Below are 16,597 nucleotides of genomic sequence, written 5' to 3'. Positions count from 1 at the left end.
ACGGGTGACCAAGCAGCACGATATCGTCGAGGAACTGGTCGAGGAGGTTGTCGAAGTGGCAACCGCCGGCCTGGTGCCACCGCCCGCGCATGGGACGTTTTCTCCGTTCCGCTATCCGGTGTTCCGGGCGATCTGGATCGCCAACCTGTTTTCGAACCTGGGCTCGACACTGCAGAGTGTGGGTGCGGCGTGGCTGATGACCGAACTGACGCCGTCACACCAGCTGGTCGCGCTGGTGCAGGCCTCCGCTACCGTACCGATCATGCTGCTGGGCGTATTTGCCGGGGCAATTGCGGACAATTACGACCGGCGATTGGTCATGCTGGTCTCGCAAGTGGGCATGCTGACCGTCTCCGCCCTGCTGGCGGTCATGGCCTATGCGGGCTGGCTGACGCCGTTCCTGCTGCTGGCCTTCACCTTGGGCGTGGGCACGGGCACGGCGCTCAATTCGCCGGCATGGCAGGCATCGGTGCGCCAGCAGGTCGATCCGGAGCAATTGCCGCAGGCGATCGCGCTGAACTCGATTTCGTTCAACATCGCGCGTTCGATCGGGCCGGCGCTGGGTGGACTGTTGATCTCGATCTGGAATCCGGCCTTTGCCTTTGCGATCAACGCGATCAGCTACATCGGTCTGATCGGCGTGCTGCTGTGGTGGAAGCCGGAGGCGCGGACGATCAATGCGCGCCCGATCCTGCCGGCGGTGGGGGCGGGAATCGCATTCTGCGCGCGATCGGTGCCGCTGCGGCGTATCCTGATTCGCGGCTTTGCCTTGGGTTTCTGCCTGGCGACGTTCCAGTCGTTGCTGCCGGGTCTGGTGCACGATTCGATCCATGGGCAGGAACTCGACTACGGCATCATGCTGGGCCTGTTCGGGATCGGTTCGATTCTGGCGGCGCCACTGATCGGGCCGATTCGCCGCCGGTTGGGGCTGGAAGGCATTCTGATTCTGGGATCGGGCCTCTACATCGCGGCGCTGCTGATCGCGGCCATTGGCCACAGCCTGCCCGCCGTCATGCCCGCCGCCTTCCTTGCCGGGGTGAGCTGGGTGTTGATCCTCACCACGATCAACACCGCGGTGCAGATGCGGTCGCCCGATGAAGTGCTGGGGCGCTGTCTGTCGATCTATCAGGCGGTGACTTTCGGCGGCATGGCGCTGGGCGCCTGGACCTGGGGTTCGGTGGCGGATTGGAAGGGGATTCCTTTCGCGCTCCACGGCGGGGCGGCGGCGCTGTTCGTGTCTTTCCTCGTGCTGCGCTTCCTGGCGCCGATGCCGAGGCCGGGAGAGGGCGTGCTGCGCCCCCGTTAGACCCCCGTTGGACTCGCGCGATGCGTAAATGCGCCTGCACGCGGCAATTCCTGCCGGGGCTTAAACATTGATTCACCACGATGGCGCACAATCGTATCGATTGGAAATGGGGTATTCCGACGATGGATACGTTGCGCGGGGAGTTCGCCACCTCGGAAAGGCCGGACAGTGGCCACGATCAGGGCGATGCAGGCAGCGGCTATGAGACCCGCGCGTCCATGGTGATGGGCGACGAGCGGCGCATGCAAGTGCGCGCCTACAATTTCTGGGCAAGCCTGCTGGGCGATCGCCAGTTTCCGGTGATCGCCGATCTCCGTCCGGACGATTACCCCGACTTCGGCCCCTACAGCGTGCTGCTCGATTTCTCGGGCGGTTTGGACGATCCGAAGATTGCCTGGCTTGGCACCGCCTTGGCCGCCGAATGCGGTGCGGAAGCGGAGATCGGCAGTCTTGGCCAGGTGCCCAGCCGCTCGTTGCTTTCCCGCATCACCGACCACTACATGCAGATCCTCGCCAACGAGGCGCCGATCGGGTTCGAGGCGGAGTTCGTGAACCAGCGCGGCGCGACCGTGCTCTATCGCGGTATCCTGTTGCCATTCTCGCACGATGGATCGCGGATCGACTGGATCTATGGCGTGATCAACTGGAAGGAGCTGGCCGATCAGGCCAGCACCGATGCCTTGATGCGCCAGTTGGATGATGCGCTGGATAACGCGCTGGCCGTTCGCACACCCTTGCAACGCGATCTGCCGCCGCTGGGGGGCTGGGCGGATGGCCCGGCGGAGCCCTTGCTGGCGGTGCCCGTCGACGATGCCCTTACGCTTGCCGACGATGCCTTGGCGCTCGACGATTTCATGGCGCTGGAACCCGATTCCACGCCCTTCGACGAATCGGACATCCTCGAACTCACCGCCGACATGGAGCTGGCCGACTGGCTGGCCTCTGCCCGCGAACTGGCGCAGGCGGCGATGGGGTGCGAGGATCGCTCGCGCCAGGCGCTCTATGCGGCGATCGGGCGGGCCTACGACTTCGTGCTGGCCGCTGCGGAGGCTCCTGCGGAACTGGCCGAACTGCTGGAGGATGCGGGCCTGAAGGTTCAGGACCGCGCGCCGCTGGTGCCGCTGGTGAAGCTTGTCTTCGGGGCCGAGTACGACAAGACGCGGCTGACCGAGTTTGCCGGGGTCATCGCCCATGCTCAGCGCCTTGGCCTCGATCGCGGCGGCCTGACGCCGTTCCTTGCCGCGCAGCCGGGCGGTATCAAGGCCGTGGTGCGCGAGGAGCGACGCCTGAAGCGCGAGGAAAGCGACAGCGCGGGCAAAATCGAAACCCGGCATGACCGCATGGTGCGCGGCCTGCGGGGAATGGCGCCGAAGGCTCTGGGCGATCTGGGCAGCGGAAGCGAATTCACCGTGCTCGTCGCGCGCAGGGAAGAGGACGGCAGAGTGGTGTTGCTGGGCGAAGTCGCCGACGACGAATCGCTATTGGACCGCGCCGCGCGTCACCTGCTGGGCTGAGCCGGACATGCGAAGGGGCGACAACCGCGTGGTAGCCGCCCCGGATGATTCGTCTTTGGAAAGCTTAATAGGTGCCGGGGGGATCGCTGGCCGGGAAACTTTCGTCGATCGCTTCGTCGGTCTTCGACCAGCGCTTCGGTGCCGACTTCATGTTTTCCGGGCCGGCATCGCGTACCGGCGGGCATGCGGCACCGTTTCCGGCGGTCGCGGCCTGCGGCTCTTCCTGATCCCGCGTCGCATATTTGTAGAGCGCATAGCCGGCGGCACCGGCGACGGCCAACTTGATCAGTCCCATCGGTCCTGCTCCTCTTGGTGGCAGCGACCCCGCTCAGAGGAGCGGGGCGCAGTGTTCCACGTGAAGCAACGCAGGACTTCGAGGGCGGTTGCCTCAGTCGCCGCCGACGCGTTCGATCTGCGCGCCGACCAGAGCCAGCTTTTCCTCAAGCCGCTCGTACCCGCGATCGAGGTGGTAGAGGCGGTGGACCTGAGTCTCGCCCTCGGCCGCAAGCCCGGCAATGACAAGGCTCATAGAGGCGCGCAGGTCGGTCGCCATCACTTCGGCGCCGGTCAGCTTCTGCACGCCATGGACAACGGCGGTGCGGCCCTTGGTCTCGATATGTGCGCCCATGCGGTTGAGTTCGGGAACGTGCATGTAGCGGTTCTCGAAAATCGTCTCGGTCAGCACGCTGGAGCCTTCGGCGCGGCAGAGCAGGGCCATCAGCTGGGCCTGCATGTCGGTCGCGAAGCCGGGGTAGGGCGCGGTGGAGATGGTGACGGGCTTCAGCGGACCGTCGGCCGCGACGTGCAGGCCATCGGCCGTCGCCTCGACATGGACGCCGGCATCGCGCAGCGCCTGCACGGTGGCTTCCATATCCTCGATCTTCGCGCCCTTCAGCGTCACTTCGCCGCCGGTGATCGCCGCCGCGCAGGCATAGGAGCCGGCCTCGATACGGTCCGGCATCACCATGTAGGTGGCGCCGTGCAGGCGAGGCACGCCGTGGATGGTCAGGTCCGAACTGCCGATGCCCTCGATCTGCGCGCCCATGGCGACCAGCAGGTTGCAGAGGTCGACGATCTCCGGTTCACGCGCCGCGTTGTGGAGCGTCGAGGTGCCGGTGCAGAGCGCCGCAGCCATCAGTGCATTCTCGGTCGCGCCGACAGAGACTACCGGGAACGAGTAACGGCCGCCGGGCAGGCCGCCGTCCGGCGCGATGGCGCGGACGTAGCCCGCCGCCATCTCGATCTGCGCGCCGAGGGCTTCCAGAGCCTTCAGGTGCAGGTCGATCGGGCGGTTGCCGATGGCGCAGCCGCCGGGCAGCGACACGGTCGCCTCGCCCATGCGCGCCAGCATCGGGCCGAGCACCAGGATCGAGGCGCGCATCTTGCGCACGAGGTCGTAAGGCGCGACCGAGCTGGTGATGCGGGTCGCCTGAAGCGTCATCACGCGGCCGAAATCTTCGGGACGGCTGCCGGCGATCATCGTCGAGATGCCGAACTGGTTCATCAGATGCTGGAACCCGTCGATATCCGCCAGGCGCGGCAGATTGCGCAGCGTCAGCGGTTCTTCGGTGAGCATCGCGCAAGGCAGCAGCGTCAGCGCCGCGTTCTTTGCGCCGGAAACGGGGATGGTGCCGGAAAGGCGCTTGCCGCCTTCGATGATGATCTTGTCCATTGCCCGCTCTTTAACGGGATTTGGCCGCGCAGCAAGCACGGCTCGGAGAAAGACGGATGGACTGTTGCGCTGCACCTGCGAAGCGGCTTTAACTGCCCTGTAACTAAATGGAGTCAGACCATTAACTATGTCGGCGCCTCAGTTCAAAAAGCCCGTCCGGAAGGCCGTATTCCCCGTCGCGGGTCTCGGAACCCGCTTTCTTCCCGCCACCAAGGCGATTCCCAAGGAACTTCTGCCCGTCGTTGACCGCCCGCTGATCCAATATGCGGTGGATGAGGCGCGTGAGGCGGGAATCGAGGAATTCGTCTTCGTCACGGGTCGCGGCAAGACCGCGATCGTCGAACATTTTGACACCGCCTACGAGCTGGAAGCGACGATGAGCGCGCGCGGCAAGTCGCTCGACGCGCTGGAGCCGACGCGTATCCAGCCGGGCAATCTGGTGACCGTGCGCCAGCAGGTACCGCTGGGCCTTGGCCATGCGGTGTGGTGCGCGCGTGCGGTGATCGGTGACGAGCCTTTCGCCATCTTCCTGCCGGATGAGCTGATGTATGGCTCGCCCGGTTGCATGGCGCAGATGGTCGAGGCCTATAACGAAGTGGGCGGCAACCTCGTCTCGGTGCTGGAAGTGCCGCGCGAGGAAGTGTCCAGCTACGGCGTGATCGCCCCCGGCGACAGCAAGGGCGCGCTGACCGAAGTGAAGGGGCTGGTCGAAAAGCCCAAGGTGGAGGATGCGCCCTCCAACAAGATCGTTTCGGGCCGCTACATCCTTCAGCCTGAGGTGATGGATCTGCTTGCCAATCAGGGCAAGGGCGCGGGCGGTGAGATTCAGCTTACCGATTCGATGGCCAAGCTGATCGGCGTGCAGCCGTTCCATGCGGTGACTTTCGCCGGGCAGCGCTTCGACTGCGGTTCGAAAGTGGGCTTCGTGGAAGCGACGCTCGCCATCGCGCTGGATCGCGCGGACATGGGCGATGAAGTGCGCAAGATCGCCCGGCGCCTGCTGGACTGAACGACGCTGGACTGAAAAGGGCAGGGGGCGTCCCACGAAGGGGCGCCTCGGTCCTTACTGCCGTACCGGGTCCGTCAGCCGCGCCATGATCGCGGCGACATAGGCCTGTGTTTCGCGGATATTGGGTACGCCACCGGCCTTCGCCACCCGGCCGGGGCCGGCGTTGTAGGCGGCCAGGGCTTTCTCGATATCGCCGCCGAAGGCATCCAGCTGCAAGCGAAGGTAACGGGCGCCGCCTTCGAGGTTCGCCATCGGATCACCGGGATTCACCCCCATCTGCGCGGCGGTACCGGGCATAAGCTGGGCAAGGCCGCGCGCGCCGACCGGCGAGATGGCCAGTTCGTTCCACCGGCTCTCCTGCCAAACGACCGCTTCGAGCAGGGTGGGGCTGATGTCGTACTTGGCGGCCAGTTCGGCCACGCGGAGGCGCCAGCGCGTGGGGCCGGCGGCATCCAGGGCATCGGTGATCGACTGGGGCGCCAGCGCGTCGGCCTGAACTTCGGCGGGCGGCGCAAGATCGGCCGCGTCCAGCGCCGCCGGATCGGCAGGCCGATTCGCCGGTCCGCCGGCAACCCAGCGATAGTCGCCGTTGCCGATTTCCAGCACATCCGCGTGGGCGACGGCGGGCAGGGCGAGCAGCGCCAATGCCGCAAACGCAGAGGCAACAGCCCGATTCACGCGATTCGCTTCCCTCACCATGCGTGCCATTTACATCGGACTGCCCGCGACGTCACCTCCGTGCGGTCGCGGGCAGTTGCGATCAGTCGATCCCCAACGCGCTGCGAATCGCGCGCCAGGAAACCAGCTTGAAGTTCTGCGCATGCGGGGCGTTGTCGCCGTCCTGCGCCACCATCAGGCCATCGGGATAGGCCGGGCCGAAATCGCCGAGCGCGATTTCGATGCCGTCGGTCTCGCTGGTGCCGCCGATCGCGCCGCCGTTGATGCGGAAGCGTCCGGTGGGTTTGCCGGTGCCGAGGTCGAACACGGCATAGGCGCTGTCACCCTGGCTCGATGCGACCAGCCAGGCGCGGCCGCCATCCTCGCGGGCGACGGCAAGGCCTTCCACGTCGGCGACGAGGCCGTCTTGCTCACCCACGCGCGCGAAAGCTTCGGCAACCAGTTTCTCCCCACTCAAGGGTACCTTCCAGATGCCCACGTCTTCCTCAGCCACGAACAGCACTTTGCCGGCATCGTCGACCACGCAGCCTTCCGACTGGGTGGCGAACTTCACCAGCCGCACATAGTCGGGAACGATTCGGCCATTACGCTCGACCAGGCGGCTTTCGGCCACCGATCCGTCTTTCAGCACGACATAGGCGCGGGCGAGTTCGCCTTGCGCCAAGGCTGCGCCCATGCAGAAGCCATAGGCCTCGGCCGGGGCATGGCCGGCGGGAAGGAAAGTATCGGTCCCCAGCGAGGTCAGCTTGCCGGTTGCGCCGTCCAGCGTGAACAGCGCGATGCGCGGTTCGGCCCGATCGGTGCGATCGCTGGCGCCGACGAGGATGGTGGTGCCACCCGCGCGGCGTACTTCGCGCAAGTCCGCATTATTGAGCGCGCCGGCGGCGGCGAAATCGCGCACTTTGCCGTCGAGCCCATAGACGTAAAGCCCGGCCTTCTTGTCGGTGCCGAGCACCAAGCTGGCAGCGGGATTGGCCGCATTGCGCCAGATCGCCGGATCGTCGGCGGCATCGGCGTTGGCGGTGCCTACCGGCTGCGTTTCCCCCGCAGCGGGAACGTCGATGGCCGGAAGGCGCACCGGCGGCGTGGTGGCGGTGGTCGCGCAGCCTGCCAAAGCGCCGGAAAGCATGAGGGCCGGGAGCAATGCTCCCGACCCCGCTTTCTGGCTCAGCTTCACGACATCGGCGATGCGCGTGAAAGCGGCCTTCATCAGAAGGTCACCCGCGCGCCGAACTTCACGGTCGAGCCGTATTCCTCATACTGCAGCACGCGCTTGGCGCCGGCGAGGTTCTGGTAGGCGAAGTACTTGGCATTGTTGACGTTCACCCAGTCCGCGAAGAGGCGGATGTTGTCGGTGAGCTTGTACTTGGCCGAAAGGTCCAGCTGGAAATGCTGGTTCACTGTGCGGTCGGTCTCGAACGAATTGCCCACTTCGTCGAGGTACTTGTCGCGGAAGGTACCGGCAGCGCGCAGGCTGATCGGGCCCTTTTCGTAGCCGAGCACGACGTTGAAAGTGTTCTTCGCGGCGTTGGGCAGCGAAATACGGCGCGCCACGTCGTTATCATCCAGCACCGTGCCGCGGGCATAGGTGTAGGTGTAGTTCAGCTGGGTCAGCAACCCGTCGAAGGGCGAAGGCAGCATCGAGAAGACCTGGCTGACGCTGGCTTCCAGGCCGGCAATCTCCGCCTTGTCACCGTTCACCGGCATCAGCACTTCGTCATAGAGGACGCCGTTGACGGTGTAGTCGTAGAACCGGCGATTGACCGCGTAGTCCTTGATCGACTTGTAGAACGCGCCGAACGAGACCGCGCCGTTGTTGGCGAAGTAGTATTCGAACCCAGCGTCGAGGTTCCAGGCTTGGTAGGGCTTGAGATCCGGGTTGCCGAATTCCGCCTCGTTATCCTCGTTCACGGTGAAGCGCGGGGCCATCTGCGACAGCTTGGGGCGCACGATGGTCTTGTAGCCGGCAAGGCGAGCGACCAGGTTCTGCTGCGGGCTCCAGCGCAGGGTCAGGCTGGGCAGCCAGTTGGTGTAGTTGCGCTTGAAGCTGACCGGATCGACGGTGATCGTATCGTCACCGTTGTCGGTGGTGAGGTTGCCGTTCAGTTTGTTGTGGGTGCGCTCCATGCGAACGCCGCCAATCACGCGCAGCGTGGCGCTGTCCCAGCGGGCCATCGCATAGCCAGCCAGAATATCCTCGCGCACCGAATAGTCGCTGACTGCCGAGTTAAGCGCGCTTTCGTACGCGTTGACCGTGAAGGAGTCCGGATTGTCGAGCAGATAGTCGGCCGGGCCGGTCTTGCTGGAAACCGGCTCGATGTCGGCCAGGCGGTAGGTCTGTTTGCCCAGCACGTCGGCCAGCGTGTAGCTCGCGCCCTTGGCCAGCTCGTAATAGGTCATGTTGAAGTCGTAGGACTTCTTGCGCCAGCGGGCCTTGGCGCCGGCCTGGATCGTGAAGTCGCCGGTATCGCCCGAGAACGTGCGGGCGAGGTCGGCCTTCACCGCCCATTCCTCGTCCTGGCTGTCGGACAGGGTGGTCAGCTCGGTCTTGTTGAACTTGTACTTGGCGGCATTGTAGAAATCGTCGGTATCGCCGGAGACCGAGTAGGTCGGGTAATAGGTATTTGCGTAATCCGTATCGATGACGAGGCCGGATTCGTTGTCGAACTTCTGGCGGAAGCGGGTGGGATCGATCGAGAAGGTCTCCTTCTCGGTCGACTTGGCGTAGCTCGCCTGCCAGTTGAACTTCCAGATGCCGGTGTCGGTATCGCTGCCGATGGCGACGCTGCGGATGCGCTGGCGTTCGAAGCGGTCCTTCAGGTCGCGCTCGACGGTCAGGTCGCTGTCATCGTCGAGCGAGGCGGTATCGAACTTCGCGGTGGTGCCGCTGACCGAAGTGGGCCCTTCGAAATCGCCGAAGTCGAGGGTGGTGCGGCGGCGATATTCGTGATCGTCGAACTGCGCCCAGTTGCCGCGGACATAGGCCTTGGTCGTGTCCGAAGCGCGCCAGTCCAGCGAGAGCGCGGCGTTGATGCGCGTGCGTTCCACGTCATAGTCGCGGTATTCGACCGTTTCGGCCCAGGCATTGCCGTTGTCGTCGACATTCCAGCCGCCGGTTTCGACATTGTCGGTCTCGAACTTGCGCTTGTAGTAGCTGACCGAGCCGGCGATGCCGAAGTTGTCGCCCAGCTTCTGCGTGAAGTCGAAAGCGCCCTTGGGGGTGACCTTGCCCGAATAGTCGTTCCAGCTGCCTTCGGCGCTGACCGAGTAGCGGTTCTTCTTCGAATCGAAGGCGCTGGTGGTGTTGATCTCCACCGAGGCACCGATGAAGTCGCCGTCCATGTCCGGCGTGAAGCTCTTCTTCACTTCGATCGATTCGATGGTGTCGGATGAGATCACGTCGAGCGCGACCGAGCGGGCATCCGATTCCGGTGCGGGCATGCGCACGCCGTTGATCGAGGTGCCGTTAAGATCGGGATCTAGGCCGCGAACCGAAACGTAGCGGCCTTCGCCCTGGTCGTTGAGGATATTCACGCCCGGCAGGCGGCGCAGCGATTCGGCCACGTTCTGGTCGGGGAATTGGCCCACGGCATCGCGCGTCAGCACCGAGACGACGCCATCGGCCGCCTTCTGGCGCGACAGGGCGCTGGTCAGGTTGGCGGTCTGGCCGGTGACGAGGATGTCGCCGCCGCCGATGGCTGCCAGATCGAACGTGGTCGAAACGCGGCCGGTGGCGGGCACGGTGACGGTCTGCGTCGTCACTTCGGCGCCGACATAGCGGGCTTCAAGGGTGTAGGTGCCGGCGGGCACGTCACCGAAAATGAACTGCCCGGCGCGGTCGGTCTGCACGCTGCGATCGAGTTCGACGATCCGCACGCCGGCCGACTGCAGAGAGCGGACGCCGGCGGCGTCATGAACGTTACCGGTAATCTCGCCCGCATGGGCGATCGTGGCAAAGGAGGCCGAGGCAAGCAGCCCCGAAAGGAGGCGCACGGACATCTTCATCTTGAGGCAAACCCCTGTTGCATTAAGGAATTGGGGCGGCCTCTAGGTAGGTTATGTGACAGTTTTGTGCTGTAACTTGGCGATTTTATGATGCGCCGCTGCGGTGCAACATATTGGCCACAGGGCGAAGACTCCGGCAGCGAATCATCGCTGGGGGCACCGGTTCCGGGAAATTTCAAGGGAGGGGAATGGTGCTGCTGGGGAGGATTGAACTCCCGACCTCGTCATTACCAATGACGCGCTCTACCACTGAGCTACAGCAGCGCCTGATCCGAAGGCCTTTCGGCCAGCGCTTCAGCGCTTGCCCACGGCGACCCGGGGCAGGGGCGCGCTAATGTCCGTGGCCGGAGCAATTGTCAAGCGGTGCTTGCGCATTCTTTTTCGGAAGGCCATTCCGCGGGGGACGGAACGGCCCCTGAAAGACCCATTTGCCATGACGCAGCCCCAGCAATCCCGCGAGGAACGGCTTGCCGCCAAGCTTCGTGAAAATCTTCGCCGCCGCAAGGCACAGGCCCGCGCATTCGATGCCGCGGCACCCGATGCGGGAAGCGCGATGGGCGAATCGGAATCGCCGGACGGTCCGGCGGGCGAAAAAGACGCCGCGAATGGCATCGAAAACGAATCGGGCGCTCTTTCCAAATCGCCCCCGGAAAGCTAGGGGCTGCGCCCAGACATACAGTCAGTCTGCCAAAAGGCGTTCCCCGCCGGAGCGCCGATGAGACCCGGGAGTAAGCAGTGCCTCGCCTGATCCTCGTCCGCCACGGCCAGAGCCAATGGAACCTTGAAAACCGCTTCACCGGTTGGTGGGATGTCGACTTGACCCCGCTGGGTGAGGAAGAGGCCCGCGCCGCCGGCACGCTTCTCAAGGAAAAGGGCATCGCGCCCGACGTCGCCTTCACCTCGTTGCAGACGCGCGCGATCCGCACGCTGCACCTGGCACTGGAAGCCGCCGGCCTGCTGTGGATTCCCGAGACCAAGGACTGGCGCCTGAACGAGCGTCACTATGGCGGGCTGACCGGCCTGAACAAGGCGGAGACCGCCGCCAAGCATGGCGAGGACCAGGTGAAGATCTGGCGCCGCAGCTTCGACACGCCGCCGCCGGTGCTGGAAAAGGGCAGCGAGTTCGATCTCTCGGCCGATCCGCGCTACGCCGGGATCGACGTGCCGCAGACCGAAAGCCTGAAGGACACCATCGCGCGCGTGCTGCCTTACTATCAAGGCTCGATCGTGCCGCACCTGAAGGCAGGCGCCGACGTGCTCGTTTCCGCGCACGGCAATTCGCTGCGCGCGCTGGTGAAGCACCTATCGCACATTTCGGATGACGAGATCACCGGTCTGGAAATCCCGACCGGCCAGCCGATCGTCTACGAGCTGGGTAACGATCTCGCGGTGCTCGACCGCTACTACCTCTCGGAGCGTTGAGATGACCGCGAAGGTGCCGGTGGCGATCATCATGGGCAGCCAGTCCGACTGGCCGACCATGGGTAAGGCGGCCGAGATGCTGGACAAGCTGGGCGTCGCCTATGATGCGCGCATCGTCTCCGCCCACCGAACGCCGGAACGCATGGTGGACTTCGCCAAGGGCGCGGCCGACGAAGGCTTCAAGGTGGTGATCGCCGGCGCCGGTGGCGCCGCGCACCTTCCGGGCATGGTCGCCGCGCTCACGCACCTGCCGGTGCTGGGCGTGCCGGTCCAGTCCAAGGCGCTTTCGGGGCAGGACAGCCTGCTGTCGATCGTGCAGATGCCGGCGGGCATCCCGGTCGGCACGCTGGCGATCGGTGAAGCGGGCGCGGCCAATGCCGGCCTGCTCGCCGCTGCGATTCTGGCCACCACCGATGAGGCTCTGGCCGAACGGCTCAAGGCTTTCCGTGCCGCGCAGACCGAAAGCGTGGCAATCCGTCCTTCCTGATATATCGAGTAACGGCGCAATGATTCCCCCCGGCGAAACCATCGGCATTCTTGGTGGCGGCCAGCTTGGCCGGATGATCGCGATGGCCGCCGCGCAGCTTGGCTATCGCTGCCACATTTACGCGCCGGAGGCCGATTCGATCGCCGCCGAAGTCAGCGCCGCTTTCACCTGCGCCGCCTGGGACGATACCGAGGCGATGACGAAGTTCGCCGCCGACTGCGCCGTGGTTACCTACGAGTTCGAGAACGTGCCCGTGGGCCCGCTGGCGGCGCTGGGCGATGTGCCGCTGCTCGCCCACGCCCGTGCGTTGGAAACCGCGCAGGACCGGCTGAACGAGAAGCGCTTCGTCACGGAGTTGGGTGGCAAGCCCGCACCGTTCTTCCCGGTCGATTCGGCCGAGGATCTGGCGGCGGCGATTGCCGAGATCGGCACGCCGGGCATCCTAAAGACCCGGCGCGATGGTTACGACGGCAAGGGCCAATGGCGGATCATGAAGCCTGAGGATGCGGAGGGTCTCGATCTTCCGGCGCAGGCACTGATCTACGAAGGCTTCGTCACCTTCTTCGCCGAGTTTTCCGTGATCCTCTGCCGCGGTGCCGATGGCGACATCCGCTATTTCGATTCGGCCGAGAACGTGCATGAGAGCGGCATTCTCTCGCTCAGCACCGTGCCGGCCAGTCAGGGCATTCTCGATCAGGTTCCAGCCGCCCGCGCGCTGGCGGCGAAAGTGGCCGAAGCGCTGGACTATGTCGGCGTGCTGACGCTGGAAATCTTCGCGACCGAGAACGGTCCCGTGTTCAATGAGATGGCACCGCGCGTGCACAATTCGGGGCACTGGACGATCGAGGGCGCAGTCACCTCTCAGTTCGAAAACCACGTGCGCGCTATCTGCGGGCTGCCGCTGGGTGGCACCGGACTCGCCGCCGCTTCGGTGGAAATGCGCAACCTGATCGGGGACGAGGCGCATGACTGGGCGACAATCCTTGCCGATCCCGCCAATCACCTCCACCTTTATGGCAAGGCCGCGGCGCGGCCCGGCCGCAAGATGGGGCACGTGACGCGCCTCTCCTTCGGGCAGGACTGATCGGCGACTTGGCGCAGGATATCTTCCTTATCTACGCACGCGCCGAAAACGGCACGATCGGGCGTGACGGGGCATTGCCCTGGCGCCTGCCGGCTGACCTTAAGCGCTTCAAGGCGCTGACGATGGGAAGGCCCATGATCATGGGCCGCAAGACCTTCGACAGCTTCCCTTCGCCGCTGCCCGGCCGCCGCCATATCGTGCTGACCCGCGACGAATCCTGGCAGGCCGAAGGCGCCGAAGTGGTCCACACCGTGGATCAGGCACTCGATCTGGCCGGTGAGGGCGAGATTGCCGTGATCGGCGGTGCGGAAATCTACGGCCTCTTCGCCGGCTGTGCAGACCGTATCGAACTGACCGAGATTCACGGGGACTATGAAGGCGATACCTTCATGCCCCGCCCCGGCAGCGAATGGCGCGAAACCGCGCGTGAGGAACACGCGGCGGAAGGCGTCTATCCCGCATATGCTTTCGTGACACTCGTGCGCGACTTATAGGCCCGAACCGACATGATTCGCCTCGACAACCGTGAGCCCTTTCCCGCCGACATGCGCGGCGCCGTGCTGGCGCTGGGCAATTTCGACGGATTCCACCAAGGCCATCAGGCTGTCGTCGGCGAGGCGATCCGCTGGGCGCGCGCCGAAGGGCGCAAGGCGATCGTCGCCACGTTCGATCCGCATCCCGTCCGCCATTTCCAGCCCGATGCTGAACCGTTCCGCCTGACCACGCTGGACCAGCGTCAGGAACTGTTCGGCGAAGCCGGTGCGGACGCCATGCTGGTTTTCCATTTCGATGACGCCATGGCCGGCATGCATGCCGAACAGTGGATCGAGCAGATCCTTGCCGGTCAGCTTGGCGTGGCCGGTGTCGTTACCGGAGACGACTTTACTTTCGGCAAGGCGCGCAGCGGCAATCCCTGCGTGCTGAAGGAAGTGGGCGGCAAGTTCGATATCGAATCGCGCGCGGTCGGCGCCGTGCTCGACGACGGATTGCCGGTCAGTTCCAGCCGCATTCGTGAGGCGCTTCAGGCGGGCGACTGCGAAACCGCCGGGCGTCTGCTGACGCGGCCTTTCGCCATTCGCGGCCATGTGCAGCATGGCGACAAGCGCGGGCGGGTAATCGGCTTTCCCACCGCCAATCTCGACATGGCGAACTACCTGCGCCCGCGTTACGGCATCTATGCGGTGACCGGCCATCTGCCCGATGGCCGCACGCTGATGGGCGCGGCGAACATGGGCATTCGCCCGACGTTCGATCCGCCCAAGGAACTGCTGGAGCCGCACTTCTTCGATTTCGCCGGCGATCTTTACGATCAGGAGATCGAAGTGGCCTTCCATCACTATCTGCGCGGTGAGGCGAAGTTCGATTCGATCGACGCGCTGAAGGCGCAGATGGCGCTCGATTGCGATCGCGCACGGGAATTGCTCGCCAATCTGGTCTGAGATTGCGCGGCTGAGACCTGACGCAAATCCTTACCGGATTTGAACAAGTCGCCCACAGGCCCTATGTCGGCGGGGTGCAAGTCGAACTGCCGAACGAGCCCCCGATGACGCCCGAGGCGCGACGGCGGGCAGCCTTGCTCTGGCGCGAAGGGCGTGGGCCGCGAATCCCGCGTCCCAACCTGACCGCGCGGCCGTTCGTGATCGCCCGGCGCGTGATCGAGGGAACCTGGGAAGACGGGTTCATCCACGCCGGCAATCTTGCCTACATGACCATGGTGGCGCTGTTCCCGTTCTGCATCGCTGTGGCCGCGATCTACTCGGCCGTGGGCGAGCAGGGCCAGCTCGACCAGTCTATCACCGCACTGCTTCAGGCGCTGCCGCTGCGGGTGCGAGAGGCGCTGGCCCCCGTCGCACACGATGCGGTGCGGGCCCGGCACGGCTGGCTGCTCTGGGTGGGCGGCATGTTGGGCGTGTGGACCGCGACCAGCCTGGTCGAGACGATCCGCGACATTCTTTATCGCTCCTACGGCATCACCAAGAGGCGCGCTTTCTGGCGCAACCGGTTGGTATCGAGCGGACTGATCTTCGGCGCGGTGCTGCTGATGCTGCTCTCGCTCTCGTCCCAGGTGTTCCTCTCGCTGATCGAGGACGTGCTGCTGGACCTGTTTCCGCGGCTGGGCCGGTTCGATTATCAGCTCGCCATCTCGCGGCTGGTGACGGCGGGCACGCTGTTCGGCTCGCTTTATACGCTGTTTTACATGCTCACGCCCTCCCGATACCAAGGGAGGGGCTTCCCCAAATGGCCCGGGGCTGTATTGGTGGCGACGTGGTGGCTCGCGACCGCATGGGCCCTGCCCAGAGTGTTGCGCAATTTCATCGCTTACGATCTGACTTACGGAAGCATTGCCGGGGTGATGATCGCGCTTTTCTTTTTCTGGTTTGTCGGACTAGGGATGGTTGCGGGCGCGGAACTCAACGCGGCCCTCACCGTCAGTCCCGAGGAGCAGGAGATGCTCGCGGGACATCAGGACGGCAACGGCGGATTCCCGAAAGGGGCTGCCGAGAACAACGAAGCACAGGAAGAACACGAATGACCGGTCTGATGCAGGGTAAACGCGGCCTGATCATGGGCCTTGCCAACGACAAGTCCCTGGCCTGGGGCATCGCGAAGAAACTGCACGAACACGGCGCGGAACTGGCCTTCTCCTATCAGGGCGAAGCACTGGCCAAGCGCGTCAAGCCGCTGGCGGAAAGCCTGGGCAGCGATTTCCTCATCGATTGCGACGTTTCGGACATGGCGGCGCTGGATACCGCTTTCGAAACGCTGAAGAGCCGTTGGGAAACCATCGACTTCGTCGTCCACGCCATCGGCTTCTCGGACAAGAACGAGCTGCGCGGCAAGTATGTCGACACCAGCCTCGAAAACTTCCTGATGACGATGAACATCTCGGCCTACAGCCTGGTCGCCGTGGCCAAGCGGGCGGAACCGATGATGCGCGAAGGCGGGTCGATCCTGACGCTGACCTACTACGGCGCCGAGAAGGTGGTCCCGCACTATAACGTGATGGGCGTGGCCAAGGCGGCGCTCGAAACCTCGGTGAAGTACCTCGCCAACGATCTGGGCCCGCAGAACATCCGCGTGAACGCGATCTCGGCCGGCCCGATCAAGACGCTGGCCGCCAGCGGCATCGGCGATTTCCGCTACATCCTGAAGTGGAACGAGCTGAACTCGCCGCTGCGCCGCAACACCACGATCGAGGATGTGGGCGGTTCGGGTCTCTATTTCCTCTCGGACCTGTCGTCGGGCGTCACCGGTGAAGTCCATCACGTCGATTCGGGCTATCACCTGGTCGGCATGAAGCAGGAAGATGCCCCGGACATCGCGCTGAGCTGAGGCGCGACCCCGGAACAGAACGCGGAATCGAAAAGGGCCGGAAGGAGCGATCCTTCCGGCCCTTTTTCGTGCCTCGTTGGTTTCCGG

General features: G+C 64.7%; 16 protein-coding genes and 1 tRNA gene. 11 read left to right on the top strand and 6 right to left on the bottom strand.

Annotation, left to right across the window (positions count from 1 at the left end; translation table 11 throughout):
• The first annotated feature begins 4 nt into the window (after nt 1-4).
• Together WBP07_RS15490 and WBP07_RS15485 are read left to right on the top strand one after the other, a co-directional pair.
• The gene (locus WBP07_RS15490) at nt 5-1,306 is read left to right on the top strand and encodes an MFS transporter (RefSeq protein WP_395392402.1); all 1,302 of its coding nucleotides are present in this window, start codon (nt 5-7) and stop codon (nt 1,304-1,306) included.
• Between the two features lie 80 nt (nt 1,307-1,386).
• On the top strand, nt 1,387-2,820 hold the full coding sequence (locus WBP07_RS15485) for a hypothetical protein (protein WP_395392401.1): 1,434 nt from the start codon (nt 1,387-1,389) through the stop codon (nt 2,818-2,820).
• A 64-nt stretch (nt 2,821-2,884) separates the two neighbouring features.
• Here WBP07_RS15485 and WBP07_RS15480 read toward each other — a convergent pair whose 3' ends face one another.
• Entirely contained in the window at nt 2,885-3,115 is a 231-nt protein-coding gene (locus tag WBP07_RS15480) for a hypothetical protein (protein WP_395392399.1), read from the bottom strand.
• Nucleotides 3,116-3,208: 93 nt separating this feature from the next.
• Nucleotides 3,209-4,492, bottom strand: coding sequence for a UDP-N-acetylglucosamine 1-carboxyvinyltransferase (gene murA / locus WBP07_RS15475; RefSeq protein ID WP_395392397.1), 1,284 nt, complete (start codon nt 4,490-4,492; stop codon nt 3,209-3,211).
• 127 nt (nt 4,493-4,619) lie between these two features.
• Between murA and WBP07_RS15470 the strand changes: the two genes are divergently transcribed.
• A complete protein-coding gene (locus WBP07_RS15470) occupies nt 4,620-5,501 on the top strand; it encodes a UTP--glucose-1-phosphate uridylyltransferase (protein ID WP_395392395.1) in 882 nt (293 codons plus the stop codon).
• Nucleotides 5,502-5,555: 54 nt separating this feature from the next.
• Here the strand turns inward: WBP07_RS15470 and WBP07_RS15465 are convergent, their stop codons facing one another.
• The 4 genes from WBP07_RS15465 to WBP07_RS15450 all read right to left on the bottom strand — a co-directional run bounded on the left by WBP07_RS15465 (nt 5,556) and on the right by WBP07_RS15450 (nt 10,448).
• Nucleotides 5,556-6,200: a lytic transglycosylase domain-containing protein gene (locus WBP07_RS15465; RefSeq protein ID WP_395392393.1), complete on the bottom strand. Its 645-nt coding sequence runs from the start codon at nt 6,198-6,200 to the stop codon at nt 5,556-5,558.
• Between the two features lie 61 nt (nt 6,201-6,261).
• Nucleotides 6,262-7,389: a phytase gene (locus WBP07_RS15460; protein ID WP_395392392.1), complete on the bottom strand. Its 1,128-nt coding sequence runs from the start codon at nt 7,387-7,389 to the stop codon at nt 6,262-6,264.
• Nucleotides 7,389-10,184 carry a TonB-dependent receptor gene (locus WBP07_RS15455; protein ID WP_395392390.1) on the bottom strand — a complete coding sequence of 932 codons (2,796 nt, stop codon included), beginning with the start codon at nt 10,182-10,184 and terminating at the stop codon, nt 7,389-7,391. The genes WBP07_RS15460 and WBP07_RS15455 overlap by 1 nt, the downstream gene beginning before the upstream one ends.
• Before the next feature lie 189 nt (nt 10,185-10,373).
• Nucleotides 10,374-10,448 (bottom strand) — tRNA-Thr (locus tag WBP07_RS15450).
• Nucleotides 10,449-10,518: 70 nt separating this feature from the next.
• Here WBP07_RS15450 and WBP07_RS15445 point away from each other — a divergent pair.
• The 8 genes from WBP07_RS15445 to fabI all read left to right on the top strand — a co-directional run bounded on the left by WBP07_RS15445 (nt 10,519) and on the right by fabI (nt 16,510).
• Nucleotides 10,519-10,842, top strand: coding sequence for a hypothetical protein (locus tag WBP07_RS15445; RefSeq protein ID WP_395392388.1), 324 nt, complete (start codon nt 10,519-10,521; stop codon nt 10,840-10,842).
• 77 nt (nt 10,843-10,919) lie between these two features.
• Nucleotides 10,920-11,606 (top strand): 2,3-diphosphoglycerate-dependent phosphoglycerate mutase, encoded by a 687-nt coding sequence (gene gpmA, locus WBP07_RS15440; protein WP_395392386.1) that lies wholly within the window; start codon nt 10,920-10,922, stop codon nt 11,604-11,606.
• Between the two features lies 1 nt (nt 11,607).
• Nucleotides 11,608-12,093, top strand: coding sequence for a 5-(carboxyamino)imidazole ribonucleotide mutase (gene purE / locus WBP07_RS15435; protein WP_395392384.1), 486 nt, complete (start codon nt 11,608-11,610; stop codon nt 12,091-12,093).
• A gap of 19 nt (nt 12,094-12,112) precedes the next feature.
• Entirely contained in the window at nt 12,113-13,177 is a 1,065-nt protein-coding gene (locus tag WBP07_RS15430; RefSeq protein WP_395392382.1) for a 5-(carboxyamino)imidazole ribonucleotide synthase, read from the top strand.
• A gap of 8 nt (nt 13,178-13,185) precedes the next feature.
• On the top strand, nt 13,186-13,671 hold the full coding sequence (locus WBP07_RS15425) for a dihydrofolate reductase (RefSeq protein WP_395392381.1): 486 nt from the start codon (nt 13,186-13,188) through the stop codon (nt 13,669-13,671).
• Between the two features lie 12 nt (nt 13,672-13,683).
• Nucleotides 13,684-14,616 (top strand): bifunctional riboflavin kinase/FAD synthetase, encoded by a 933-nt coding sequence (locus WBP07_RS15420; RefSeq protein ID WP_395392379.1) that lies wholly within the window; start codon nt 13,684-13,686, stop codon nt 14,614-14,616.
• Between the two features lie 74 nt (nt 14,617-14,690).
• Nucleotides 14,691-15,710, top strand: coding sequence for a YihY/virulence factor BrkB family protein (locus tag WBP07_RS15415; RefSeq protein ID WP_395392377.1), 1,020 nt, complete (start codon nt 14,691-14,693; stop codon nt 15,708-15,710).
• Nucleotides 15,707-16,510 carry an enoyl-ACP reductase FabI gene (gene fabI / locus WBP07_RS15410; RefSeq protein WP_395392375.1) on the top strand — a complete coding sequence of 268 codons (804 nt, stop codon included), beginning with the start codon at nt 15,707-15,709 and terminating at the stop codon, nt 16,508-16,510. The genes WBP07_RS15415 and fabI overlap by 4 nt, the downstream gene beginning before the upstream one ends.
• Nucleotides 16,511-16,597: the final 87 nt, after the last annotated feature.

It is taken from the genome of Novosphingobium oxfordense (assembly GCF_044029435.1).
Lineage (GTDB): Bacteria > Pseudomonadota > Alphaproteobacteria > Sphingomonadales > Sphingomonadaceae > Novosphingobium.
This window is presented reverse-complemented; position numbering and strand designations above follow the sequence as displayed.